Origin of the sequence: Exiguobacterium algae, assembly GCF_018617875.1 — a bacterium.
GTDB lineage: Bacteria > Bacillota > Bacilli > Exiguobacteriales > Exiguobacteriaceae > Exiguobacterium > Exiguobacterium algae.
Map to the genome: position 1 here is coordinate 55,586 of NZ_JACSKZ010000002.1, position 22,462 is coordinate 78,047.

Annotated in this window: 24 protein-coding genes and 1 pseudogene; 7 read left to right on the forward strand and 18 right to left on the reverse strand. The window is 47.5% G+C overall.

Features of this window, described 5'->3' with window-relative positions; all coding sequences use genetic code 11:
* Positions 1 to 190: 190 nt before the first annotated feature.
* From KNP03_RS05455 to KNP03_RS05480, 6 genes are all read right to left on the reverse strand, one after another.
* Positions 191 to 853, reverse strand: coding sequence for a 50S ribosomal protein L25/general stress protein Ctc (locus tag KNP03_RS05455; RefSeq protein ID WP_214826366.1), 663 nt, complete (start codon positions 851 to 853; stop codon positions 191 to 193).
* A gap of 163 nt (positions 854 to 1,016) precedes the next feature.
* Entirely contained in the window at positions 1,017 to 2,831 is a 1,815-nt protein-coding gene (gene mutL / locus KNP03_RS05460; protein WP_214826368.1) for a DNA mismatch repair endonuclease MutL, read from the reverse strand.
* Positions 2,832 to 2,835: 4 nt separating this feature from the next.
* Positions 2,836 to 5,367 (reverse strand): DNA mismatch repair protein MutS, encoded by a 2,532-nt coding sequence (gene mutS, locus KNP03_RS05465; protein ID WP_214826369.1) that lies wholly within the window; start codon positions 5,365 to 5,367, stop codon positions 2,836 to 2,838.
* A 54-nt stretch (positions 5,368 to 5,421) separates the two neighbouring features.
* Positions 5,422 to 5,853 carry a YlbF/YmcA family competence regulator gene (locus KNP03_RS05470; RefSeq protein ID WP_214826376.1) on the reverse strand — a complete coding sequence of 144 codons (432 nt, stop codon included), beginning with the start codon at positions 5,851 to 5,853 and terminating at the stop codon, positions 5,422 to 5,424.
* A gap of 101 nt (positions 5,854 to 5,954) precedes the next feature.
* Entirely contained in the window at positions 5,955 to 6,383 is a 429-nt protein-coding gene (locus KNP03_RS05475; protein WP_214826384.1) for a GNAT family N-acetyltransferase, read from the reverse strand.
* Positions 6,384 to 6,399: 16 nt separating this feature from the next.
* On the reverse strand, positions 6,400 to 7,863 hold the full coding sequence (locus KNP03_RS05480) for a phytoene desaturase family protein (protein WP_214826386.1): 1,464 nt from the start codon (positions 7,861 to 7,863) through the stop codon (positions 6,400 to 6,402).
* A 142-nt stretch (positions 7,864 to 8,005) separates the two neighbouring features.
* Between KNP03_RS05480 and KNP03_RS05485 the strand changes: the two genes are divergently transcribed.
* From KNP03_RS05485 to KNP03_RS05505, 5 genes are all read left to right on the forward strand, one after another.
* On the forward strand, positions 8,006 to 8,506 hold the full coding sequence (locus tag KNP03_RS05485; RefSeq protein WP_214826388.1) for a hypothetical protein: 501 nt from the start codon (positions 8,006 to 8,008) through the stop codon (positions 8,504 to 8,506).
* A gap of 50 nt (positions 8,507 to 8,556) precedes the next feature.
* The gene (locus KNP03_RS05490) at positions 8,557 to 8,973 is read left to right on the forward strand and encodes an NUDIX hydrolase (protein ID WP_214828249.1); all 417 of its coding nucleotides are present in this window, start codon (positions 8,557 to 8,559) and stop codon (positions 8,971 to 8,973) included.
* Positions 8,970 to 9,485, forward strand: coding sequence for a DNA topology modulation protein (locus KNP03_RS05495; RefSeq protein WP_214826395.1), 516 nt, complete (start codon positions 8,970 to 8,972; stop codon positions 9,483 to 9,485). Before KNP03_RS05490 ends, KNP03_RS05495 begins: the two co-directional genes overlap by 4 nt.
* Before the next feature lie 384 nt (positions 9,486 to 9,869).
* Complete coding sequence (locus tag KNP03_RS05500; RefSeq protein ID WP_214826396.1) at positions 9,870 to 10,631, forward strand: transporter substrate-binding domain-containing protein; 762 nt, start codon at positions 9,870 to 9,872, stop codon at positions 10,629 to 10,631.
* Positions 10,628 to 11,623, forward strand: coding sequence for a pyridoxal phosphate-dependent aminotransferase (locus KNP03_RS05505; RefSeq protein ID WP_214826398.1), 996 nt, complete (start codon positions 10,628 to 10,630; stop codon positions 11,621 to 11,623). Before KNP03_RS05500 ends, KNP03_RS05505 begins: the two co-directional genes overlap by 4 nt.
* A 39-nt stretch (positions 11,624 to 11,662) precedes the next feature.
* On the opposite strand, the gene KNP03_RS05510 is transcribed toward KNP03_RS05505, so the two are convergent.
* Positions 11,663 to 12,196 (reverse strand): maltose acetyltransferase domain-containing protein, encoded by a 534-nt coding sequence (locus KNP03_RS05510; protein WP_214828252.1) that lies wholly within the window; start codon positions 12,194 to 12,196, stop codon positions 11,663 to 11,665.
* A gap of 106 nt (positions 12,197 to 12,302) precedes the next feature.
* Between KNP03_RS05510 and KNP03_RS05515 the strand changes: the two genes are divergently transcribed.
* Entirely contained in the window at positions 12,303 to 13,226 is a 924-nt protein-coding gene (locus tag KNP03_RS05515) for a DUF7916 family protein (RefSeq protein WP_214826400.1), read from the forward strand.
* Between the two features lie 33 nt (positions 13,227 to 13,259).
* On the opposite strand, the pseudogene hisIE reads toward KNP03_RS05515, so the two are convergent.
* The 9 genes and pseudogenes from hisIE to KNP03_RS05565 all read right to left on the reverse strand — a co-directional run bounded on the left by hisIE (position 13,260) and on the right by KNP03_RS05565 (position 20,210).
* Positions 13,260 to 13,897 (reverse strand): annotated as a pseudogene (hisIE, locus tag KNP03_RS13600) (bifunctional phosphoribosyl-AMP cyclohydrolase/phosphoribosyl-ATP diphosphatase HisIE).
* Entirely contained in the window at positions 13,846 to 14,613 is a 768-nt protein-coding gene (gene hisF / locus KNP03_RS05530; RefSeq protein WP_214826424.1) for an imidazole glycerol phosphate synthase subunit HisF, read from the reverse strand. The pseudogene hisIE and the gene hisF overlap by 52 nt, the downstream one beginning before the upstream one ends.
* Positions 14,606 to 15,319 (reverse strand): 1-(5-phosphoribosyl)-5-[(5-phosphoribosylamino)methylideneamino]imidazole-4-carboxamide isomerase, encoded by a 714-nt coding sequence (locus KNP03_RS05535; protein WP_214826426.1) that lies wholly within the window; start codon positions 15,317 to 15,319, stop codon positions 14,606 to 14,608. The genes hisF and KNP03_RS05535 overlap by 8 nt, the downstream gene beginning before the upstream one ends.
* A complete protein-coding gene (hisH, locus tag KNP03_RS05540) occupies positions 15,297 to 15,884 on the reverse strand; it encodes an imidazole glycerol phosphate synthase subunit HisH (RefSeq protein WP_214826428.1) in 588 nt (195 codons plus the stop codon). Before hisH ends, KNP03_RS05535 begins: the two co-directional genes overlap by 23 nt.
* Positions 15,881 to 16,468, reverse strand: a complete 588-nt coding sequence (hisB, locus tag KNP03_RS05545) for an imidazoleglycerol-phosphate dehydratase HisB (RefSeq protein ID WP_214826430.1) — start codon at positions 16,466 to 16,468, stop codon at positions 15,881 to 15,883. Before hisB ends, hisH begins: the two co-directional genes overlap by 4 nt.
* Positions 16,455 to 17,471, reverse strand: a complete 1,017-nt coding sequence (locus KNP03_RS05550; protein WP_214826433.1) for a pyridoxal phosphate-dependent aminotransferase — start codon at positions 17,469 to 17,471, stop codon at positions 16,455 to 16,457. Before KNP03_RS05550 ends, hisB begins: the two co-directional genes overlap by 14 nt.
* Positions 17,468 to 18,685 carry a histidinol dehydrogenase gene (gene hisD, locus KNP03_RS05555; RefSeq protein WP_214826435.1) on the reverse strand — a complete coding sequence of 406 codons (1,218 nt, stop codon included), beginning with the start codon at positions 18,683 to 18,685 and terminating at the stop codon, positions 17,468 to 17,470. Before hisD ends, KNP03_RS05550 begins: the two co-directional genes overlap by 4 nt.
* Entirely contained in the window at positions 18,682 to 19,290 is a 609-nt protein-coding gene (gene hisG, locus KNP03_RS05560; protein WP_214826437.1) for an ATP phosphoribosyltransferase, read from the reverse strand. The genes hisD and hisG overlap by 4 nt, the downstream gene beginning before the upstream one ends.
* Positions 19,287 to 20,210, reverse strand: a complete 924-nt coding sequence (locus KNP03_RS05565) for an ATP phosphoribosyltransferase regulatory subunit (RefSeq protein WP_214826439.1) — start codon at positions 20,208 to 20,210, stop codon at positions 19,287 to 19,289. Before KNP03_RS05565 ends, hisG begins: the two co-directional genes overlap by 4 nt.
* Before the next feature lie 116 nt (positions 20,211 to 20,326).
* On the opposite strand from KNP03_RS05565, the gene hisJ reads away from it, so the two are divergent.
* Positions 20,327 to 21,145 carry a histidinol-phosphatase HisJ gene (gene hisJ / locus KNP03_RS05570; RefSeq protein WP_214826441.1) on the forward strand — a complete coding sequence of 273 codons (819 nt, stop codon included), beginning with the start codon at positions 20,327 to 20,329 and terminating at the stop codon, positions 21,143 to 21,145.
* Positions 21,146 to 21,301: 156 nt separating this feature from the next.
* Here hisJ and KNP03_RS05575 read toward each other — a convergent pair whose 3' ends face one another.
* A complete protein-coding gene (locus KNP03_RS05575) occupies positions 21,302 to 21,658 on the reverse strand; it encodes a hypothetical protein (RefSeq protein WP_214826443.1) in 357 nt (118 codons plus the stop codon).
* Between the two features lie 199 nt (positions 21,659 to 21,857).
* Positions 21,858 to 22,433, reverse strand: a complete 576-nt coding sequence (locus KNP03_RS05580; protein WP_214826445.1) for a deoxycytidylate deaminase — start codon at positions 22,431 to 22,433, stop codon at positions 21,858 to 21,860.
* Between the last annotated feature and the right edge of the window lie 29 nt (positions 22,434 to 22,462).

Sequence of the window (22,462 nt, forward strand, 5' to 3'; positions counted from 1 at the left end):
CCCTTCTTTCCTGTTTATAAATTGTATGAGTTCTAATATGTGAAATCATTAACAATATAAACTGTACAGTTACTGTTTGCAACGTACTTTTGAACAAGTTGACACACTTTTCACATCGTAATCGTTTACATATGTCCAATTTGTGACGAAATAAAAATGCCCCTGATATTCAGGGACATTCTTGAAGTGATTATGCTTCTTCTTCTTTTTCAGAGTCGTCGCTTTCTTCAGAAGTTGATTCCTCTGATTCGTTGTCAGCAGCAGATTCAGTTGCTTCTGACGTTTCCTCTTCTTCCTCTTCAACAGCAACCGGTTCATTTACCGATGCAATATGCGTCTCCGGGTCAGAGAGAATCTCATAATCTTTGCTTTCAGGTAAGTCTGCCACTGTGACCGAATCACCAATCTCAAGGTCTGAAACGTCAAGTTCGATTCGTTCCGGGATATTTGCCGGTGTGGCAGAAACCGTTACTTTATAGAGTGATTGGGCAAGATAGCCGCCTTCTTTCACACCTTTCGCATCACCGACGAGCGAAACATCCGCTTCGACTTCTGTCGCTTCATCCATCTTCACCGCCATGAATTCGACGTGTTGATAAAAGTTTGTGAATGGATCGGTTTCTGAACCGTGGACGAGGGAGTTGATTTTCTTCCCGTCGATTTGTAGCTCGATCAACGCGTTGTCTCCATGATCTCGTAAAATCTTACGAAGATCCATCTCTTCAAATACGATCGGCGTACTGTCTACTTTATAGCCATAGACCACACCGAGTGCCTTGCCTTCGTCACGCAACTTTTTACGTAGTGAACGTGGACGTAGTTCTCGTTTTGATACTTGTAGCTTGTTTGTCATCATCTTTTCCCCCTAATGGTTAATAGATCATGTCAACATCTTGAGGGTGAGGCAGTGAAACAGCCACCTCTCAACCTCGATGCGTAAAGTGACATGTGTATATTGTTCCCATGAGGAGGAATGGATAAACGTTACTTCCTATTAAGAAGAGATGACAGACGTGTCACATGACCCGTTTGAACAATTTTTCAAGCTCATACGTACTCCATTTCACAAGAATCGGTCGCCCATGAGGACATGTGAAGGGAGAAGTCGTACGGCCTAAATCATCAATTAATTGTCGCATCATCTCCATATTGAGTGGATGATTCGCTTTGATGGACCGTTTGCAAGCCATGAGGATGGAAGCTTCTTCCCGATATTTCGCAATGTCGACCGAACGATCCCGAATGGCCATCTCCACTAAGTCTCTTACCGTTCCTTCAAGGTCATGCTGCGGGTACCAGGTCGGGATTTCACGGACAAGATACGTGTTGCCTCCAAACGGTTCAAGTTGAAGACCTGCCTCTTCAAGAATCGGAGAGACTTCCTCGATGGCAAGTGCCTCTTCCTGTGTAAATTCTAACGTGAGCGGGAGTAATAACAGTTGATACTCTTTCTCCGGATTACCAAGCCGTTCATAAAAGAGCTCATATTTAATTCGTTCCTGGGCAGCATGTTGGTCCAAAATATACATCCCGTCCTCAGCCCCGCAAATGATATAGCTGGCGTGAAGCTGACCGATCACATCAAGGGCAGGGAGACGTTCTTTTTTCGGCATGTCTTCAGTCGTCTCTTCTTCCGATTCCGCCTCGACTACACGCTCATGGACGAGCGGGGTCGGCGACCATTTGCTCGGTGAAGAAACCGATTCCCGAGGCTCTCGGGGGATCGGGTAGTTCCATTCTGTCTCTTTCACTGGAGCAGGGGTTTCTACCGAAAAATCGATTTTAGCCTGTTCGGACCGTTGCTCGACTCTAGGCTTCGCCTCTTGAGTAACAGAAGGAATAAGACGTTGCTCACGTAACGTCAATTGAACGGTTTCCCGAATCAATTGACACAGTTCTTTTTCTTTCGATAATCGGACTTCACGTTTCGTCGGATGAACGTTCACGTCAATCAACATCGGGTCCATCTTCACTTCAAGCACGGCAATCGGGAATCGTCCGATTGGGAGCAGCGTGTGGTACCCTTCGAGCACACTTTGGGTGAGTGCGAAATTCTTGATGCTTCGACCGTTTAAGATCAACGTGACATATTGTTTGTTCGACCGTGTCACTTCAGGTCTTACAAGGTGCGCGCTTAAAGAATAATCGTTCGTCTTGCTTGAAGCCGTTACAATCTGCGAGGCGACCTGTCGCCCATAAATTGCAAGCATCACTTGTTTGATGTCACCATTCCCATTTGTCCGCAGCAGTTCCTTCTCTTCATGAAAGACAGTGAACCGAACTTCCGGATGTGAGAGTGCGATCCGATTCAAGGTGTCGGTAATGCTCGCAAGTTCTGTCGCCGATGTTTTCAAATATTTGAGTCGTGCCGGTGTATTGAAAAAGAGCTGGCTGACCGTGATCTCCGTACCGACATTCGTTGCCGTCGGATTTTTTTCCGTGACGACACCGCCTTGCAGTGTCATCTCAAAGCCCTCCTCATCCACACGCTTCGACTTCAATGTGACATGGCTGACCGAGGCGATGGAAGCGAGCGCTTCGCCTCTGAATCCTAGCGTTCGAATTCGAAACAAGTCATGCTCATCACGAATTTTGCTTGTCGCGTGTCGAAGAAACGCTCGGGCAGCATCCTCCGCATAAAAACCGTGCCCATTATCTCGTACTTTGATGAGTTGAATTCCGGCCTCTTTCAAGTCCACTTCGACTTTCGTCGCGCCGGCATCGATGGCGTTCTCCACCAATTCTTTCACAACTGATGCGGGACGTTCCACCACTTCACCTGCGGCGATTCGGTTCGCCAACTGTTCAGGTAACTCTCGAATGATTCCCATCGACTCACCCTTTCTTCGCCAATTGTTGAAGTTCATACAACGCCTGCATGGCTTCAATTGGATTCATCGCCAATAAATCCATCGTCATGAGACGCTCTTTCAAAGCATCCTCTTCTTCAAACAACGAAAGCTGACTACCTTCCTCATTTGATTGTGCAGGTGAGAGGAGGTTGTTCGGCGCGTCTTCCTTCACGTCCGTTTCCAAGTGAGATAAAATCGTTCGGGCTCGCTCGATCAGCGCATCCGGAAGTTCAGCCAATTCCGCTACGTGAATCCCGTAGGATTTATCCGCCCGTCCCGGATGTACCTCGTGGAGGAAGACGACTCGGCCATTTTGTTCAATCGCTCGGACGTGTACATTTTCAAGAGTTGGAATCGTGTCTTCTAATACGGTCAACTCATGGTAATGTGTTGAAAATAACGTTTTCGCTCCGATGTTTGATGCGATATATTCGACAATCGCCTGTGCGAGCGCCATTCCGTCATACGTTGAGGTTCCTCGCCCGATTTCGTCAAGTAAAATCAAGCTATGCTCAGTCGCTTCTGTCACAGCCTGTCGCGTTTCGGTCATTTCAACCATGAACGTGGATTGTCCACTGACCAGGTCATCGGCTGCTCCGATCCGGGTAAAGATCCGGTCAAACAATGGCAGTTCTGCCGATTCGGCCGGTACGAACGAGCCGATTTGATGCAAAATCGCGATCAATGCGAATTGTCGCATATACGTGGATTTACCGGACATGTTCGGACCAGTGATGAGTAGCATTTGACGTGTGTCATCGAGGGTCAAGTCGTTGGCCACGTATTCCCCACGAGGAAGTACCGTCTCGATAACGGGGTGTCGGCCTCGATCGACCTGAACATGTCTGGAAGTATTCGGACGCACATATTCCCGTTTCTCCGCGACGATGGCGAGAGACAGCAAGACATCAAGTTCGCTTAATGAACGAGCCAGCTGTTGAAGCGGCTTCGTATGTTGTTTCACGCGTTCACGGAGTGCGACAAAAAGATCATACTCGAGTGTACAACTCTTTTCTTCCGCCCCGAGAATGAGTGCCTCTTTCTCTTTCAATTCAGGCGTGATATAGCGCTCCGCATTCGTTAACGTTTGTTTCCGCTCATAACGTCCTTCTTCCAGCAATTTCGCATTCGCTTTGGTGACTTCAAGGTAATACCCGAACACACGGTTGTAACCGACTTTGAGTGACTTGATGCCGGTCGCGATTCGTTCTTGCTGCTCCAAATTGGCGATCCAGGTTTTGCCGTTTGTTTTCGCCTCTAACAATTCATCCAATTCTGCGGAATAGCCTTGTCGAATCATACCGCCTTCTTTTGTGGAGACAGGCGGTGTATCGACGAGGGCGTCGCGCAGCAGTTCACTTAACTCCTCGAACGAATCCAGTTTCGCTTCCAATTGTCTCAACCGTTCGGACGTCACGGATAGAAGGAGTGAACGTATGGACGGCATTCGCTCCAATGTGTCACGAAGTTGGACGAGGTCGCGCGCATTCGCCGTGCCATAGCCGACTTTTGCAACGAGACGTTCGATATCGTAGACGTGCTTCAACTCTTCGTGCAATTGATCCCGAAGCATAAAGTCATCAATCAGGTTTTCAACGGCATCTTGACGTAAACGAATCGACTGCTCGGTGTAGAGCGGTTGTTCAAGCCAACGTTTAAGCAGTCTTCCTCCCATCGCAGTCGTCGTCTCATCCAATAAAGAAAGAAGCGAACCTTTCCGCTCCCCGGACCGGGCCGAACGGAACAACTCTAAATTTCGTGCCGTATTGGCATCGAGTTGCATATGCTGTTCCACTTCGTAGGCAACTGCAGGCTGAAGATGGTCGAGCGAACGTTTTTGTGTCTTGGTCAAATAGGCGAACAAAAGTTCAAATGCGCCGCGTTGAGCATCATCTTTTGCCCCATCCGCCAAATCACTTGAACGCTTCTCTGTTTGAATGGATAACGGGATTCCGATTGGACGTAGGAGCGAAGCGAGCGATTCACTCTCGACAATCAATTCATTCGGTAACAATCCCTCAATTTCACGTTTGACCGCCTCTTCACCTGGCAGTGTCGTCAACCAGGATTCACCCGTCGTCACATCACCACGGGCAACCCCGTAGCGCCCCGCCCATTCAGTGACCGCCACCAAATACCGGTTCTCTTTTTCACTGAGCGCCGACATGTATGTACCCGGTGTGATCACTTGAATCACTTCACGTTTGACGAGTCCTTTCGTTGCTTTCGGATCTTCTGTCTGTTCACATATGGCAACATTAAAGCCTTTTTCAATCAATTGCTCGATATATACCCCTGCAGAATGATGCGGAACGCCGCACATCGGAATCGGATGCTCTGCGTTTTTCCCGTTCTTCGAAGTCAGGGTCAACTCCAGTTCTTTTGCGACGATTTGAGCGTCTTCAAAAAACAGCTCATAAAAATCTCCGAGTCGATAGAACAAAAAGGCGTCCGGATAGTCCGCCTTAATCGAAAAGTATTGTTTCATCATTGGCGTTTGATGGATTGCTTGCATACTCATTCACCTCTAGAAAGTAGAACAGCTGACCAAAGGCCAGCTGTGTTGATTTTAGTATCCGCAGCCGCCGCGTGCTTGTTCAGCCGCCATGCCGCTTCCTGTCTTGCCTGCAAGGACGTCGCCGTCCGTCGATTCGATGATCCGGTCCGTCACGGAATTCGCGAGCGTCACCGTCACATATTGCAGAAGGTCATTCACTTCGACCTGTGTTTCCTGGAACGCTTGAACGACTGGAATCGAATCAAGCTCTTCCATCGCCTTGTCGATTTTAAGCTCCACTTTCGCAAGAGCTTCCGTTTTTCCATAATGCTTGCAGTTGACAGCTTCTTTTTGCAAGAATTTAATGCGTTTGATGAGCGTCTGTACACGGTCGCTCTCATTTACTTTTGCCTCGGCTTCTTTGAAGCGAGCCACTTCTGGTGTTTGTGCTAACATATCTGCTAGTTCTCTAGCTTTTGCAATTACTTGTTGATCGGTCACCATCGTAAACCCCTTTGCTCTATATAAAGTAATCGTGTGCCTAATCACACGTGAGTGTTCCTCATCATTCTACCACGAACCTGATTCAAACGGTACTAGAGGGATTATGTTTCAGACTCTGCCTCTCTCAGCATATCGACATGCGGGATGCCGTCTTCTTCATAGACGTCGCTCGTTCGTTTAAAACCGAACGACTCATAAAATGGTTCGACATAGGTTTGTGCTTGTAAGTAAAGTGTTTTACTGCCAAAGTCTTTCACTGCCTCTTCCATCAGGCGACGCGAATAGCCATTCCCCCGATGACCTGGTTTCGTCACGACACGTCCGATCGCAATCGGCTGTTGCGTTTTTAATACGCGAAGTGTAGCGACCACTTCGTCATCTGCCTCAATCCAATAGTGATCTGCGGTCAAATCTTTTCCATCCACTTCCTGATACGGACAATTCTGCTCCACAACGAATACTTCTGTCCGCAACGCCAACAACCGATAGAGTTCATGCGTAGTCAGTTCCTGAAATGACTTTTTATACATTCAATCATCCTTCCTTTCAAATTTTAACACCGAGTGCCCGGGCGACGTGAATACCACTCGTCATGGCTCCGATGGTACCTGCACCGGGAAACACCGTATCCCCACATACGAAAAACTGAGGAAGATTTGTCCGGTAACTCGCCGCTTGAAATAAAGCCTGATTCGGCGTTTGACGGTATCCTCCGACGGCGCCATTCGGGCGTTTTGTATACTTCACCCACGCTCCGGGTCCTCCTGGCAAAGCAAGAGTTGGGCTCCCGTCCCATTCAGGATATGCTGTTTTCACAACTTGAATCAGGCGCTCTGTCCATTCTGACTCAAGTTTCTCATATACACTGCGATCTTTCCAACCCTCCCACTCCTTCAAATCGATGTGAGTGGAAACCGTGATCGTACGTTCAGGACGCTCCGTACGCAGTTGATCATTATGATCGGACATCGAGATAAAGGCGTGCCCTGTCGATAGACTTTCATGATAGATTTGACGAAAGAGCGGTTTCCCGAAACAGACCGACTCCGGTAGAACGATATACAGACTGAACGTCCCCCACTGTTCACGGTGCAAAAAACGCTGATATTGTCGGCGAAACGTTCTCTCCACTTCTCCACCTAACAGTTTGACTGTTCCTTCGAGCGGAATCGACGAGACGACCGTATCCACAATCTCCATCCTCCCTCGCCGGTCCGTTAATAGCCACCCGTCGGCAATTCGCTCGACCTTCCGTATTTCTCTTCCTAACTTTGCCTCTCCTCGGTATTTCGTCACTGCCCGTTCCAAGGCATGCGCCAGCTGAAATAGTCCTCCGTCCACATAAAAGGCACCTTCATGATAAATCGATAAGGCCACCGCTGCGAGCAGGTGCGTCGCGTCTTTTGCCTCAGTCTGTAAACTATCCAAAAGAATACCATCGATTACCCGTTCAAACGGCGTATCGTTCAACCCGTGAGCTCGAAGCGTCTTACCGAGCGGTCGATTCAATTTCGGCAGAATGCGCCCATGCTTGAAGCGAATCCCCTTCAAAGCATGTATGATGTCTTGACGTGATCGAAACGGAAGTGCCGGAAGCCGTTCAAACAGGGGACGAATGGTTTCAAAATCACGCCACATCTCTTGATAAAATGTCATGATCCCATCCCGATGTTGTGGGAAATGGTTTGTCAGTTCATCCATAAACTTTTCACGTTCTTGATAGTACACGATCTGTTGGTCGTCGAACTCGATCTGCATGACTTCATCAAGTAACCGGACGTCAACTTCTTCATCTAAACGCTCTAGCACTCTAGTGTGAATCCCTCCGCGTTCGAATCCCATCCCGAGCGTCGCACCGGCCGGAAACAGATAGTCGCCCCGTTTAAATTTCCCGGCACATCCGCCCCATTCCCGGGATGCCTCAAACACGATGACTTCATGACCTACTTGTCCAGTTAGTGCACCGACAGTCAAACCAGAAATGCCTCCACCGATTACCCCGATTCGCATGTTCATCCCTCCTACCCGTATCATACATCGCAACAGGTTGTTTAATCTTCAAAAAACCTGTTGACGCATCTTTCAAAAAAATAGGGAAGGGTTCTCCACATGTTTTGAAGAATTTATCGATAGAAAAGGTCAGGTGAGGCAGATGCGTAGTCGAGTAATCATTTATTTGATGATCCCAATTTTAATCTTTATTGGGATTTTGATATCCCCTCCGTCTGAAGAATCTCTAAAATTGGAGACGGCGACTGTCGTCAGTATTCAAGAGCTCATCCCGTATGAACGTGAATTCACGAGACAAGACGTCCTAAGGGAGCTCACCAAAGGGGAAAAGTCAGCCACCATTGAGGAGTGGCGACTTGAACGAGGTGCCCGAACTTCCTACAGCTATATTCTACGTCTGAAAGGATTCGAGCAACTGATTCAAATCGATGCAGGTGCCGCCAATACACGTTCCGACGGCTATTTTGCGATGCAGTCCCATAGCCCCCTCTTCGAATCGGGAAAACCGTTAAACATCAAACACCCCATCATCTTATTCAATTCTGAACAACGACTCGTCATCGGACAAATGGATATCCGGGTCATCTATGAAGAGAACGAACGATTACAACAATGGCTGGTAACAGAGGAGGAAAATGATTGAGTGACTATATACGTGAGCTACGGGCGACCATTGGTAATCGCCCTTTTATTATGGTCGGTGCAGCTGTCATCGTGATGAATTCAAAGGAAGAGGTCTTGTTGCAATTGCGACAGGATACTAAAGAATGGGGGCTCCCTGGAGGCGCCATGGAGCCAGGGGAAACAATTGAACAAACCGCGCGGAGAGAACTTTTTGAAGAAACCGGTCTTACCTGTGAATTCTTGCGCTTCATAAACGTATTTTCGGGACCGGAATTGTATTTTCAATACCCGAACGGCGATGAAGTAGATAATGTGACCCATCTCTATTATACGAATCGAGTCTCAGGTACATTAACCCTCCAGAAACGTGAAGGGATAGATTTACAATACTTTGCGACTGAAAAACTTCCTAAACAGTTGGACAGACGTGCCCAACTCATGTTAGAGCAGTTTTCAGCAAAATTACAGTCAGGAGAAGGATATTGAAGAAAATCATCATTATCGGATCCGGCGGCTCTGGAAAATCAACGTTCGCCCGAAAACTAGGAGGATGTCTACAACTAAACGTCTATCACCTCGATCACTTGTTATGGCAGCCGGGATGGAAGCAAGTCCCTCGATCCGAACAAATTCGAATTCAAGAAGAGATTCTCAAACAGGAAAAATGGATTCTCGACGGGAACTACAACGGGACACTCGACTTACGCATTGACGCGGCAGACACGATCATCTTTCTCGATTTGCCACGTATATTGTGCACATACCGGGTCGGTAAGCGTATGATTCGCTATTATGGGAAAACCCGACCCGATATGGGGGAAGATTGTATCGAACGATTCGATTTTCAATTCCTTAAATGGGTATGGAACTATAAACATACACAACGCCCGCACATACTCGACAAATTACAACAACATTCACATTTGAAAGACATTTACATTCTAAACTCAAGGCAGGATGTAAAGCAGTTTCTATACGCGATTCAACTGAAAGGGTGAATTTCTTGTTTTTTCTCCAATCAGTATCAATCAATCGATCGTTATATCGAGTGCGTCATACATGACGTTGATGAATTGAATCAACGCTTACAGTCCAGACAACGAAAAATGAGTCAAATCAAATCGGTCACGACAGAGAATTTTCATCGTACATTGTCTAACTGCAAGAGACCCACCGGGCATGAAATACTTCAAATTGATACAACCAAATCAACAGAAGATCATATGGAAGCCGTACTCCATTATTTGAAGAATCCATAATCGAACATGTCGCTCATTACATGATGAATGAGCGACTCTTATCTTTTTTGTATTTTTATACTTTACAATTCATATTTATACATATACACTTAGTCTCATATTGTGAAGGAGGAATACGAAAATATGAAAAATTGGTTACTGGTAGGGTCATTGATGTTGAGTGCTGTACTTCTTGGTGCGTGTAGCGAAGAAACGGAAAGTGAAGAAAAAAAGACACTTGTCATGGGGACGAGTGCGGACTACTTCCCTTATGAATATGTCGATACGGCGAACGGGGATGCAATCGTCGGATTTGATATTGAAATTGCGGAAACGATCACCGAACGTCTCGGTTATGAATTGAAAATCGAAGACATGGATTTTGGTAGCCTCCTCGGTGCCCTCAACAGCGGACGCATTGACTTTGTCATGGCGGGCATGACTCCGACCGAAGAACGCAAAGAAAATGCTGCATTTTCAGATATCTATCTGTCTGCTACAAACTTGATTATGACTAAAGATGAGTCGATTCAAGCGATTGAACAACTTGCAGACAAAAAGATTGGCGTCCAGACTGCTTCGATTCAAGAGAACATTGCAAAAGAGCAGGCACCGGATGCCGAACTCGTCTCATTGAATAAAATTCCCGAGATTGTTCAGGAATTGAATACTGGTCGTATTGATGCGATGGTCATCGAAGACACGGTCGCCCAAAAATACTTAGATCAAGATCAAGGATTATATACATTTGCACTGAAAGAGGATGGTGAGAAAGGGTCGGCTGCCGCATTTAAGCTCGATGACGGATTACGCGACCAATTTAACGAGGAATTGAATAACATGATCGATTCAGGTGAAATCGATGAGCTCGTGAAGAAATGGTTCTCGAAGGAACCGACTGAATGAGGCAAGTAAGTTTGCCGATATATCCGGTCACCTACCCGACCGGATATCGGTTGAATCAAAATGAAAGTCAGTTCCCGATCCCTGAACGGATAAAACGAGAATTGAACACCCTCTCTTTTCAAGACTTGCATGAGTATCCGGTTCGCCCGATTGCGGAACTGTTAGAGAATTATGCCACATATGCCGGGGTCGGAGTCGAGCAAATCCTTGCGGGTTGCGGGAGCGACGAGATGATTCACGTCGTCACGCAGGCGCTTTTAACGCCTGAGGACATCGTACTGTCTCCTGCTCCTGACTTCTCCATGTATCCGATTTTCACGACCATCGCCCATGGTCATCATATTCAAACAGATGATTTATCCTATGATGGATTGCAATCCTCAATCCTTAAGGTCAAGCCAAAACTCGTCTTGTTATCGAATCCTAACAACCCGACCGGGAGACGTTGGACCGTCGAAGAGTTGACTCAGCTCGCTGCTCTTGTTCCCTATCTCATTGTCGATGAAGCGTACATCGATTTTTCATTGGAGAACAGTATCGTCAGCGAATTGAACCGTTTCCCGAACCTGATCGTACTCCGAACGCTTTCAAAAGCATTCGGACTGGCCAACATCCGAATCGGTTTTTTGATTGCTTCTGTTGAAATGGCACAGTACTTCAAACAGTTCGTCCCGCCCTTTAATATCAGTGGGACGAGTGCGAAGATTGCAAACCTATTTCTGAAAGACCAAACTTATCTAAAAGAAGCGATTGACTGGCATTCGTCGATGCGGATTCAATGGGAAGAACTGTTCTCTACGATCGGGACGGTTCACCCATCAGAGACAAACTTTATTTTTGTGACACTTCAAAACGCTGAAGATGTATGGAACACTCTGTCCTCGATTGGAATTCACACCGCTTTACACCAAAATGCGATTCGAATCACGTTAGGGAATGAAGAAGCGCTCGCCAAAGCGCAAAGCGCACTCCTGGCATATGCAACACGTTGAAAAAGGGCTGACACGATATGGTCAGCCCTTCTTCTTTCTTTATAAAAATTTGATCACGCCTGCCGGATTGCCTCCGACAACACACCGAGGCGGGACGTCTTTCGTCACGACCGCACCTGAAGCAATGACCGCCTCGTCTCCAATCGTCACGCCGGGATTAATAATCGCCCCACCCCCAATCCAAACTCGGTGTCCGATTGTCACAGGCTTGCCGAATTCATAGCCAGATATGCGTTCGGTTGGTTCAAGCGGATGGGTCGCAGTATAAATATGTACTCCTGGCCCAAGCATACAGTCGTCTCCAAATGTGATCGGGCAAATATCAAGGAACACACAGTCAAAATTCGCAAAGAAGCGTTCCCCAAGATGTATGTTATATCCATAGTCACATTTGAACGTCGGTTCGATCATCGTCGTAGGTTTCACCGTTCCAAACAAGGTTTGAATAAGTTTATGTCTTTCTTCTGCTTCATCTACACTCGTTCGATTCAGCTGATCCGTTATGCGACGTGCCCGTTTCCGGTCCTCTACAAGTGTTTCATCCGTTGCTAAATAAAGCTCGCCTCGAATCATCTTTTCTTTTTCCGTCAATTGAATCCCCTCCGTCCCTTACTAGTATAGAGGAGTTTTCTAAGAAATAGGGAATACAGTCTAGGATGAGATGAAGGAGGCATTGGTGATGAAACGAATACTCGATTGTAGGGCAAGTGACTTTTTAACATTTAACCGCCAGGACTTGATTGAATCGATTCGTAAATCAGAGGGACGAACGATTTTGGCTGAAGTGATTCCTACTGTACAACCACTTTATCCGGAAGTGACAAACGCCGAACTCGCCAGAGCGTTCGGGGCGGACATGATTTTACTCAATTTGCTCGACGTGTTTCATCCGTATATTAAAGGACTGGAAAGTCATGCCTTATTCGGTGATCTACCTGGCGAGGAAGTTAGCGACCACCCCATTCTGGAACTGAAACGATTGACTGGGGTTCCAATCGGTGTCAATTTGGAGCCGGTCGATTTCTCGGAAAAATCTCCTGACATGGATGAGGTGAAGCAAGGTCGACTCGCATCACTTGAAGCGTTTCAAAAAGTATCGGAACTCGGCATCGACTTTGTCTGTTTGACCGGAAATCCGAATACAGGAGTCACGAATGAGGCGATTGAACAGGCCATCATTCGCGCACGTCAGCAATTTGCCGGTGTCATCATCGCTGGCAAGATGCACCAAGCAGGTGTTGGGAACGTACTGGATCAAGATGCGTATGTTCGATTTGCCGAAGCCGGAGCGGATATCATTCTCGTACCCGCACCCGGAACAATCCCTGGGGTACGCGAAGATGAATTTTATCAGCTCGCACAGACCATCAAAGAGGCCGGTTCACTCGTCCTGGCAGCCATCGGTACATCACAGGAAGGGGCTGACGAACAGACGATTCGGGAAATTGGGTTGTCGGCGAAACGTGGAGGGGCGGACATCGTCCATATTGGAGATGCCGGACACTCCGGAATTGCAGTGCCTGAAAATATCCAAGCGCTCTCAATCGCGATTCGTGGTCGACGTCATACGTATATCCGGATGGCCGCTTCCGTCAATAGATAAAAGGGAAAGGAGTGACTCCTTTCCCTTTTACATTTACCAATCGGTCACGTCTCGTCTAGGTTTTGCCGGTGTCGTCGAGCCATGCCGCTTTTCAAGAAGACGTTCCACTTCCTTGAGCGTGACCCCTTTTGCCGTGAGGAGCACGAGCAAGTGATACAATAAGTCGGCAGTTTCTTCAACCAAATCTTCGTCTTTTAAAGCGGCGATCACGACCTCAAACGATTCCTCTCCGAACTTCTTCGTAATCTTTTCTAGACCTTGCTCGAACAAGTATGTCGTGTAAGACCCTTCCTTCGGTTCATCTTTACGCGATTGAATCAATTTTTCCAAATCATGAATCATGCTTCCACCTCCGTGAAGAAACAGCTTCTGTTCCCGGTATGACAAGTGGGACCATTCGCTTTTACCCTTAAGAGCAATGCATCCTGGTCACAATCTACATGAATGCTAATCAGTTCGAGCGTGTTTCCACTCGTCTCCCCTTTCATCCATAGACGTTCCTTTGATCGCGACCAAAACGTGACTACTTGTTTTTCTAATGTATGATGAATTGCTTCTTCATTCATATAACCCAGCATTAAGACCGCTCCGTCCTCGTCAGAGACAATGATGGCAGGGATTAGTCCGGCGTCGTCATAACGAACCGCATCGGCAAGTTGTGCTCGCTGCATACGTGCTTCACCTCTTCCACAGTCGTTTTTCGGTCATGTAGAATCGATGCGAGTAAGGCGGCATCGACCGTTTCGAGCGCTTCGACGACATGTTCTGCATTTCCCGCTCCACCTGAAGCAATAATCGGGATATCGACGACTTCCCGCAACCGTCTTAGGATACCTAAATCATATCCGTTTTGTTTTCCATCCTGGTTCATTGACGTTACGAGTAACTCTCCTGCACCAAGCTCGGTCACTTCCTTTGCCCAATCGACGGCCAATCGGTTCGTCCGCTCTTTCCCTCCGTACGTGTACACATAATAGTCACCCTCTTCAAATTTCACATCGATGGCGACGACGATACATTGAGAACCAAAGCGATCTGCTGCCTCCCGAATCAAATTTGGAGATTCAACCGCGAGCGTATTCAACGATACTTTATCCGCCCCCGCTTTAAGCAACGAGGAAATGTCCTCGAGCGAGCGGATTCCTCCTCCGACTGTCAAAGGGATGAAAACTTTTCTCGCCACGGCACTGACGACGTCAAGCATCGTTTGGCGCCGTTCTGTACTTGCCGTGATGTCTAAAAACACAAGCTCATCGGCTCCGGAATCATCGTAATACTTGGCGATTTCGACGGGATCACCGATATCTCGTAATTGGACGAATTCGATGCCTTTTACGACCCGTCCTTCTTTCACATCGAGACATGGGATGATTCTGCGTTTAAGCATAGCGCTCCCCCCACTCAATCAATTCATCCAAGCTTACTTTTCCAGAAAGAAGTGCTTTACCGACGACCGCCTCATCAATTCCTGCGGCACGTAACGCCCGAACATCTTCTTCAGTCGTGACCCCACCGGAAGCAATCAATGTCACATCGACAAGTTGACGTAACGCCTTCATTCGATTCACATTCGGCCCGCTCAATTTTCCGTCTGAACCGATATCAGTGTATAAGATTGTGTCAATCCCACGGCTCACCAAGTCTTGTGCGACCGAAATATCATCCAGTTTCGTCGCTTCCTGCCAACCGTTGATGGCTATTTTCCCATCATATGCGTCGAGTGCCACGGCAATCCGGTTACCGTATCTAGCAATGGCCCGATCTAAAAAATCAAGATCCGTGAACGCTTTTGTCCCGAGGAGCACACGATCTGCGCCGGTCGACATCACAGCTTCGAGTGACTCTTCCGAGCGAATCCCGCCTCCTGTCTGAACAAAAAATCCCAGTGACTTGGCGTAACGCACGACGTCGAGGTGCTTCGGTTCCCCGGCTTTCGCCCCTTCTAAATCGATCAGGTGAAGCATCGGTACACGGCCTTCCCATTGTTTCAATGTTTCGTAAGGGTCCCCATACTGTTCTTCAGTCGAAAAATCACCTTCTGTCAAACGAACAATCTTTCCACCAATTAAATCAATGGCCGGTAGTAATTTCACGCTCCACCGCCTCCTTCCATTCTTGTAACAAGCTAAGTCCGAATTTCCCGCTCTTCTCCGGATGGAATTGCATCCCGGTGACGTGACCGCTTTGAACAATTGCCGGGACTTGCTCGCCCATATATTCGGCAGAGGCGACAATGAGTGCATCACTCGTGACTGCCTTATAGGAGTGAACAAAGTACACATCCTCATCCCGGAGGATGGAGTTCCATCCCACGTGCGGAAGCCGTTTCGCGTGCATCCGCTCGACCGTTCCTTTTATAAGACCGAGTCCTTCAGTCGGCATTCCTTCTGTACTGGACTCGAACAACAATTGCATGCCGAGGCAAATTCCTAAAAATGGCTTCTCCTTTGCCATCCGCTTTAGCAGCGGGATGAGTCCGGTGACTTCCAACGATTGCATCGCCTGCGGGAACGCGCCTACTCCCGGGAGTAAAATCGCATCGGCGGATTCAATCGCAGCTGGGTCCTTCGTGATGACAACTTGACATCCAATCGCTTGGAGTGCCCGCTCTACGTTAAAGACGTTTCCCATTCCGTAATCGATGACCGCAACTTTCATCCTTCAATCCACCCTTTCGTTGATGGGAGGCGGTTTGATCCGTCGCTCCCGATCGCTTCTGCGAGTGAACGACCGAATGCCTTGAACAAGCCTTCAATCATATGATGTGAATTCGAACCGTATAACACTTCCAAGTGGAGGGTCAATCGGGCATTCATGGCGACGGCACGGAAGAACTCCTCGGCGAGCTCGGTATCAAAATCGCCAAGCTTCGGATTACGGATATCTGCCTTATATACGAGAAAAGGGCGTCCCGAAACGTCTACAACCGACCGGGCAAGGGTCTCATCCATCGGCAAATAACTCGTCCCGTACCGGCGAATTCCGACTTTGTCCCCGAGCGCCTTGGCAATCATCTGGCCAAGAGCAATCCCGACGTCCTCAACGGTATGGTGGGCATCGACCCACGTGTCTCCTTTGACATGTACGCGTAAATCAACTTGACTATGGAATGCAAACAGCGTCAGCATATGGTCAAAAAATCCGACCCCTGTCTTCACTGCACTTTGTCCTGTTCCGTCTAAATCAAGCTTCATTTCTATCGTCGTTTCGTTCGTTTCACGTTTCGTTTCAGCTGTTCTCAACAGAATTCACCTCATTTAACATGTTCTGAATATGTGTATATGCCTCGTCCGTACCGGCACTCACACGAATCCCGTCTGAAAATGCACGAATATGGATGCCGTGATCTAAAAATCGCTCTGCCCATACGTGACTCTCATCCGTTTTAATGTAAAGAAAGTTCGCCCGACTCGGAATCATCTCACCGATCGGTTGAAGCAATGTCTCGAGCTTGTCACGTTGTTCGTTATGGAAACGAACCGACTCCTTTATATAGTCAGAATCATTCAACACGACGGTTGCTACTGCCGCACTCAGGCCACTCACATTGAAGGGTGAACGGAACCTGTCGATTTGCTCAATCACTTTTGCGTCAGCAATCATGAATCCGATTCTCAAGTTCGCGAGACCGAACGCTTTCGACAACGTCCTCAATATGATTACGTTCGGATGATACCCTAGCTCTGTCACGAAGGAATCTTGCATCGTAAAATCGATATACGCTTCATCCACTACAAGAAACGGGACGTGCGCGGCGATTGTCTCGATTTCCTCTTTCGTCCACATCTTTCCGGTCGGATTATTCGGGTTTGATAAGAGAACCAATTTCGGCTCATGTTCCTTAATCGTTTTCATCAAGGATTCAAACGAGAGTCCCTCGGTTTGAGGTTGGACAAAATTTGCCCGGGCAATCTGCGTATAGATTCCGTACATCGAAAAGTCAGGTGCTGGTGCGATCACTTGATCCTCAGCATCTAAAATCGCCTGACTTAAAATCGCGAGCAACTCGTCACTCCCGCTACCTACCATGAGCTGGTTCGGTTTAACCCCGGCATACGTGGCATAACTCTTCTTTAGCGCAATTAGTTCACTGACAGGGTAGCTGTTCAACCCCTCCAAAGAAACGTTACGAATCTCCTGCTTTAACCGTTCAGGCAGTTCAAATTGACTCTCATTTTGATTCAACGCAAATCCCGTCACCTCATGCGGGACGTACCGCGGAATCGATTGATAGTTTCTTCTCATACATCCTCCAACCGGACAGCCATGGCGCGGGCGTGCCCTTCTAACTGTTCTTGTTTCGCAATGCGGATCGCCGCTTTCGTGATGGTCTCATTTAACGAGGTCATCTCGAGAAACGTTTGCCGGCGATAAAAATCATCCACTGATAATCCACTTGAAAAACGTGCCGTTCCGCTTGTCGGTAAGACATGATTCGGCCCGGCAATATAATCGCCAAACGCCTCAGCGGCTTCATGGCCTAAAAAGAATGAACCCCCGTGCCGGATTTCCCGCATGACGGAGTCCGGATTTTGAACAGCCAACTGTACATGCTCGGCTGCCATCTCATTCGCATAGTCAATGGCCTCTTCCATTGTTTTTACTAGCACACCGCCTCGCTTGAGGGCCGCACTTGCAATGTCTTTACGGGGAAGTAGCGCCAGTTGTTTCTCAAGCTCCTGCTCGACGCGAGCTGCCGTTTCTTCTGACGTCACCAGCGCGAGCGCCGTCGCCTCGACATCGTGTTCGGCCTGGGCGAGTAAATCTGCAGCTACCCACTTCGGGTTCGCCGTTTCGTCTGCAAGGATGAGCACTTCAGACGGTCCCGCTACTGAATCGATCCCGACGATATGAGAGACAAGTGCTTTTGCTGTTGCTACATAGGCATTTCCCGGTCCTACAATTTTATCCACCGGACGAATCGTTTCGGTCCCATAGGCGAGAGCGGCCACCGCTTGCGCGCCTCCGACGAGATAACACTCATCTACCCCAGCAATTTTTGCAGCAATCAGTAACGACACATCAATCCCGTCTGACTTAGGAGGGGTCACCATGACAACTCGTTTGACACCGGCTACTTTTGCTGGAATGACGTTCATGAGGACACTTGATGGATAGACCGCTGTCCCTCCAGGAACGTAGACACCAACTGAGTCAAGGGGCATATAACGTCTGCCGAGTGTGAACATTTCATCCTCAAACGAATCATCCGGACGTACTTGTCGTTCATGGAATGCACGGATACGATTTGCGGCAAGCGTCAATGCTTCTGTCAGTTCGGCATAGGCCTCAGGAGGACGATACGATTTCAAATCAACGGACTCCAAACGTTTTACCCCGTCAAAGCGTTCAGTCCATTCTTTCAGCGCTTCGTCACCTCTACTTTCGACCGATTCTAAAATCGGTTTGACGGCCTCCGACCATGCTTCTCTGCGTGATCGGTTTGTTTCAGTACTCATTCGTCTTCCTCCTCGCTAAGCATCCGAATCCATGACTTTAGTTCATCCGGTCGATTCGCCAATGCCGCTTCACTTGTGATGAACTTTGCATTGATTGAAAAAATCGTTTCATACTCTTCTAAATCATTTGCCTCAAGTGTTGCACCGGTCTCGACGATATCGACGATACAATCCGCCAACCCAGTCAACGGGGCGAGTTCTACGGAACCGTTTAATGCGATGACTTCAACATTTTGGCGTTTAGACGCAAAGTGAGAGATGGCGACATTCGGATACTTACTGGCCACCTTCAATTTCTTTGTCCCGTTGCGTCGAACTTTCGGACCGCACACAGACATGCGACAGCGTCCAAACGGTAAATCGACGACTTCTAACACGCCAGGTGTCTTTTCACGTAAAATATCTCCACCGACGACTCCCACGTCAGCCGCACCGTGCATGACATATTTATAGACGTCGTCTCCTTTTACAAAGATGAATTCGTTGTCATCGACCGTTACGGTCAATTCGCGTCCACGTTTCTCCGGCCAAACAGGTAGTCCCTTTTCCTGAAAATATGCCCGTGCCGCCTTTTCAATTCGTCCTTTTGCAATCGCCACCTTCATTTGATCACCTCATCTAACTGCTCTAAGTCTAACGACATCCCAAATGCACGTCTCGAATGTCCAAAGTGTCCGTATAGTGAATCATAGCGTCCGCCTGAAATGATTCGCTTCCCTTCGATACTCCCTGTCACGGTCAATCCGGAATAATAATCGAAGTCACCGGTCTGACCGAAGTCATAGGACACTTTCAGACCGATATCACGCAAGTGTTGAACCGTCTCCTCCACTTCATCGATGATCGAGGATAACGCTACCGGTGCCTCTTGCCTCAACTCTTCTAACGCCGAATCCCCGATCAAGAAAGGAAGTTTTGCAATCAACGGGTAGGAATATGTTTCCGCGAGGTCCCGGAGCGACTCCAAATTTCGGAGCGCCAAGATTCGTCTTAACGTCCTTTCCTGGATTCCGGCTTCTTCCGCGATTTTTGATACGACTTTCGCTGAACCGATTTTTAAGCTGAGTTGTGCATATGGCAGGATTTCTTTCGTCATTTCAAGAAATGATTGCATGAGTACACGATCCAGCTCTTCTCCGTCAATCCATTCCAGACCTAACTGTTGTCTTTCATGAGGTTGACCGGAATGCTTTGCCGTGCGCCGATAAACGGCACCCGCATAGGCGACTCGCATAGGCTCTTCCCCATCAGCCAGTTTCCTTGCGATTTGCAATGTATAATCGGGCCGCATGACGAGTAGCTCTCCATCATTTCCGAAGAGACGATAGTACGCAGACTCGTCGAACAGTGCTAAGTTTTGATAGTGGGAATAGTATTCCAGTAGCGGTGGTTCAATCACGACGAATCCGTCGTTCTCCGCTCTCTCTAAAAATGAAATCATCCATTTTTTCGGGCGAATCACATCTGTTGCTTGCAGTTCATACCATCCTTCAGGAATCGAGCCTTTCGTGTTGGACCAGATCATTTTCAACCACCCTTTATCTTATTATCACTTTACCAAACTAAAGTAGTGTGTTAAATTTATCAAACGAAAAACAAGCTGTCAACCAGTCTCATGATTTTGAAAAGGAAGTGACATACATGCTTAACTTTACCCATGATGGACATGTTCACACTCCATTTTGTCCCCACGGTACGAATGACCCATTAGAGTCATATATTCATCAGGCAATCGCGAAAGGGCTTAAAACCATCACCTTTACTGAACACGCCCCGTTACCCGAATCATTCGTCGATCCCACACCGGATCAAGACTCCGCGATGTCCATAGACATGTTGCCAGAGTATTTTGATACACTGCGCCATCTAAAAGAAACGTATCAAAATGAAATTGAAATTCGTTCCGGTTTAGAGATCGATTATTTGCCAGGTCTTGAAAACGAGACGATCTCACTTCTCGAACCGTTCGCACCGATGATTGACGAGGCCATTTTGTCACAGCATTTTCTGTACATCGACCAAACATACATGCCTGTTGACTTCTCAGCAGAGTTATTTGAGCGTCTAGTTGAAAAACTAGGTTCGTTTGAGGAAGTTCTCCGTATGTACTATTCTTCTCTCGAATCCGGATTAGACTTCCCGTGGGAACGACTGCACATCAAACGAATTGGTCACCTTGACCTCCCAATCAAATATCAACGAAACTATGAGTGGTCGCGTTCCGATGTCACAGAGACACAGTCAAAATTGTTACAGGCTATCTCGAACCGTGGTTTCGGGCTTGACTTCAATACGGCGGGTTTGCGAAAACCGGATTGCGGTGCGGCATATATCGAAGAATTTGTAAAAGAGGCGCTTTCATTCCACATCCCGCTCACATTAGGGTCCGATGCGCATCTCGCACAAGATGTCGGAGCAGACTTTGATACAATTCAACAAAAAAAAGCCACGTTCCTATGAACGTGGCTTTTTTGACAGCGATCTAGCTATCTAGATCCCCATTTATGGTTCGATAACGATATGGCGTTCCATTTCTTCATCTGTGTCTATCATACCACAACAAAAAATAGATGCAATAAAAAAATGGATGGCCCCGAGCCACCCATTTGGATGAATTTAAACTGTCATTTCGGCATACAAGTCTTTTAAGTCTTTTGTTGACGCTTCGTCCATTTGTAGAGCGACAAGCTCCACATATTGAAGTGCAGGGTCCTGATCGCCAGATAACGCGACGATTTCTGCCGCTGCTTTGTCGAGCGCGAGTAAGATTCCCGATACCCCTAATGTCGGATAATACCGGAGTAACGCACGTACATGTTTGATTTCAGAAACTTCATTCCCGTTGATTGTTAATGATTTTACTGCTAATTCTTTATGTGTCCCGATTGCAAATTTATCTTCCCACACTTCTTCGAGTGTGATAAGCGCTTCTACCTCATATGCACCATCTGTAAAACGAACGAGTTTTTCCATGTAACATTTCCCCTCTCTTGAATCTACTTTCATTATAAAAGAGATTCACACGAATATATTGTGAAATATTGAACATTATGTGTAAACTTTGTCTCACCTGTTTTGTTCTAAAAAAAAGGGCCCCTCAGTGAGGGGCGAATAATGGAAGAGTAAAACACCATTGGCAGTACACTAATAATATAACACCTAATGTAAACGTTTACAATGCGTTTTTAGACATTTTTTCAAGTGGCATATGTAACACTTCGATCCCACTCTCACGCATCAACTCTAATCCATCCCCGTGTTCGTACCCTACCGCATAAACGACGCGCGACACTCTTGAGGCAATCAATGCGAGAGAACAGGCATGACAAGGTGAATGCGTCACATAAGCGGTTGCACCGAAGGCATTCGTCGAGTCTGCAGCGAGCTTTCCGATCGCATTGATCTCCGCATGGATTTCGTGTTGTTTCGACCAGTTATGGTGATCATATGGATCCGTACACTTCAAATAAAGCGTTCCTTCGTGCACGAGCCGGACCTGCTCATCTAGTAGGTCCAACTCGGACTCCGTCATCGCTTCAGCCCGTTTGTAAAAGCCATCCGTTCGCTTCATATAAATTTCATTGCAATTGGTGTGTCCCGAAGGGGTTCCGTTCAATCCAATCGAAATCGGTTTTTCGTCTTTGACGATGACGCAGGCGACACTCTTCGATGCACATTTTGAATGGCGATTTGCCATCATGTCCGCAAATAATAACCAGGTCTCGTCCCATAATCGTTGTTTCTCCATTCTGCTCCTCCTCGTAAAAAGGAAAGTCT

Bases quoted from the DNA above. Each gene is read 5' to 3' on its own strand.
- KNP03_RS05515 (WP_214826400.1), top strand. From the start codon at position 12,303: ATGAAACGAATACTCGATTGTAGGGCAAGTGACTTTTTAACATTTAAC.
- KNP03_RS05455 (WP_214826366.1), bottom strand. From the start codon at position 853: ATGACAAACAAGCTACAAGTATCAAAACGAGAACTACGTCCACGTTCA.
- KNP03_RS05550 (WP_214826433.1), bottom strand. From the start codon at position 17,471: ATGAGAAGAAACTATCAATCGATTCCGCGGTACGTCCCGCATGAGGTG.
- KNP03_RS05480 (WP_214826386.1), bottom strand. From the start codon at position 7,863: ATGCGAATCGGGGTAATCGGTGGAGGCATTTCTGGTTTGACTGTCGGT.
- KNP03_RS05485 (WP_214826388.1), top strand. From the start codon at position 8,006: ATGCGTAGTCGAGTAATCATTTATTTGATGATCCCAATTTTAATCTTT.
- KNP03_RS05505 (WP_214826398.1), top strand. From the start codon at position 10,628: ATGAGGCAAGTAAGTTTGCCGATATATCCGGTCACCTACCCGACCGGA.
- KNP03_RS05580 (WP_214826445.1), bottom strand. From the start codon at position 22,433: ATGGAGAAACAACGATTATGGGACGAGACCTGGTTATTATTTGCGGAC.
- KNP03_RS05500 (WP_214826396.1), top strand. From the start codon at position 9,870: ATGAAAAATTGGTTACTGGTAGGGTCATTGATGTTGAGTGCTGTACTT.
- mutL (WP_214826368.1), bottom strand. From the start codon at position 2,831: ATGGGAATCATTCGAGAGTTACCTGAACAGTTGGCGAACCGAATCGCC.
- KNP03_RS05490 (WP_214828249.1), top strand. From the start codon at position 8,557: ATGGTCGGTGCAGCTGTCATCGTGATGAATTCAAAGGAAGAGGTCTTG.
- hisJ (WP_214826441.1), top strand. From the start codon at position 20,327: ATGCTTAACTTTACCCATGATGGACATGTTCACACTCCATTTTGTCCC.
- KNP03_RS05575 (WP_214826443.1), bottom strand. From the start codon at position 21,658: ATGGAAAAACTCGTTCGTTTTACAGATGGTGCATATGAGGTAGAAGCG.
- hisH (WP_214826428.1), bottom strand. From the start codon at position 15,884: ATGAAAGTTGCGGTCATCGATTACGGAATGGGAAACGTCTTTAACGTA.
- KNP03_RS05470 (WP_214826376.1), bottom strand. From the start codon at position 5,853: ATGGTGACCGATCAACAAGTAATTGCAAAAGCTAGAGAACTAGCAGAT.
- KNP03_RS05565 (WP_214826439.1), bottom strand. From the start codon at position 20,210: ATGATCTGGTCCAACACGAAAGGCTCGATTCCTGAAGGATGGTATGAA.
- KNP03_RS05510 (WP_214828252.1), bottom strand. From the start codon at position 12,196: ATGATTCGAGGCGAGCTTTATTTAGCAACGGATGAAACACTTGTAGAG.
- hisG (WP_214826437.1), bottom strand. From the start codon at position 19,290: ATGAAGGTGGCGATTGCAAAAGGACGAATTGAAAAGGCGGCACGGGCA.
- hisF (WP_214826424.1), bottom strand. From the start codon at position 14,613: ATGCTTAAACGCAGAATCATCCCATGTCTCGATGTGAAAGAAGGACGG.
- KNP03_RS05475 (WP_214826384.1), bottom strand. From the start codon at position 6,383: ATGTATAAAAAGTCATTTCAGGAACTGACTACGCATGAACTCTATCGG.
- mutS (WP_214826369.1), bottom strand. From the start codon at position 5,367: ATGCAAGCAATCCATCAAACGCCAATGATGAAACAATACTTTTCGATT.
- hisD (WP_214826435.1), bottom strand. From the start codon at position 18,685: ATGAGTACTGAAACAAACCGATCACGCAGAGAAGCATGGTCGGAGGCC.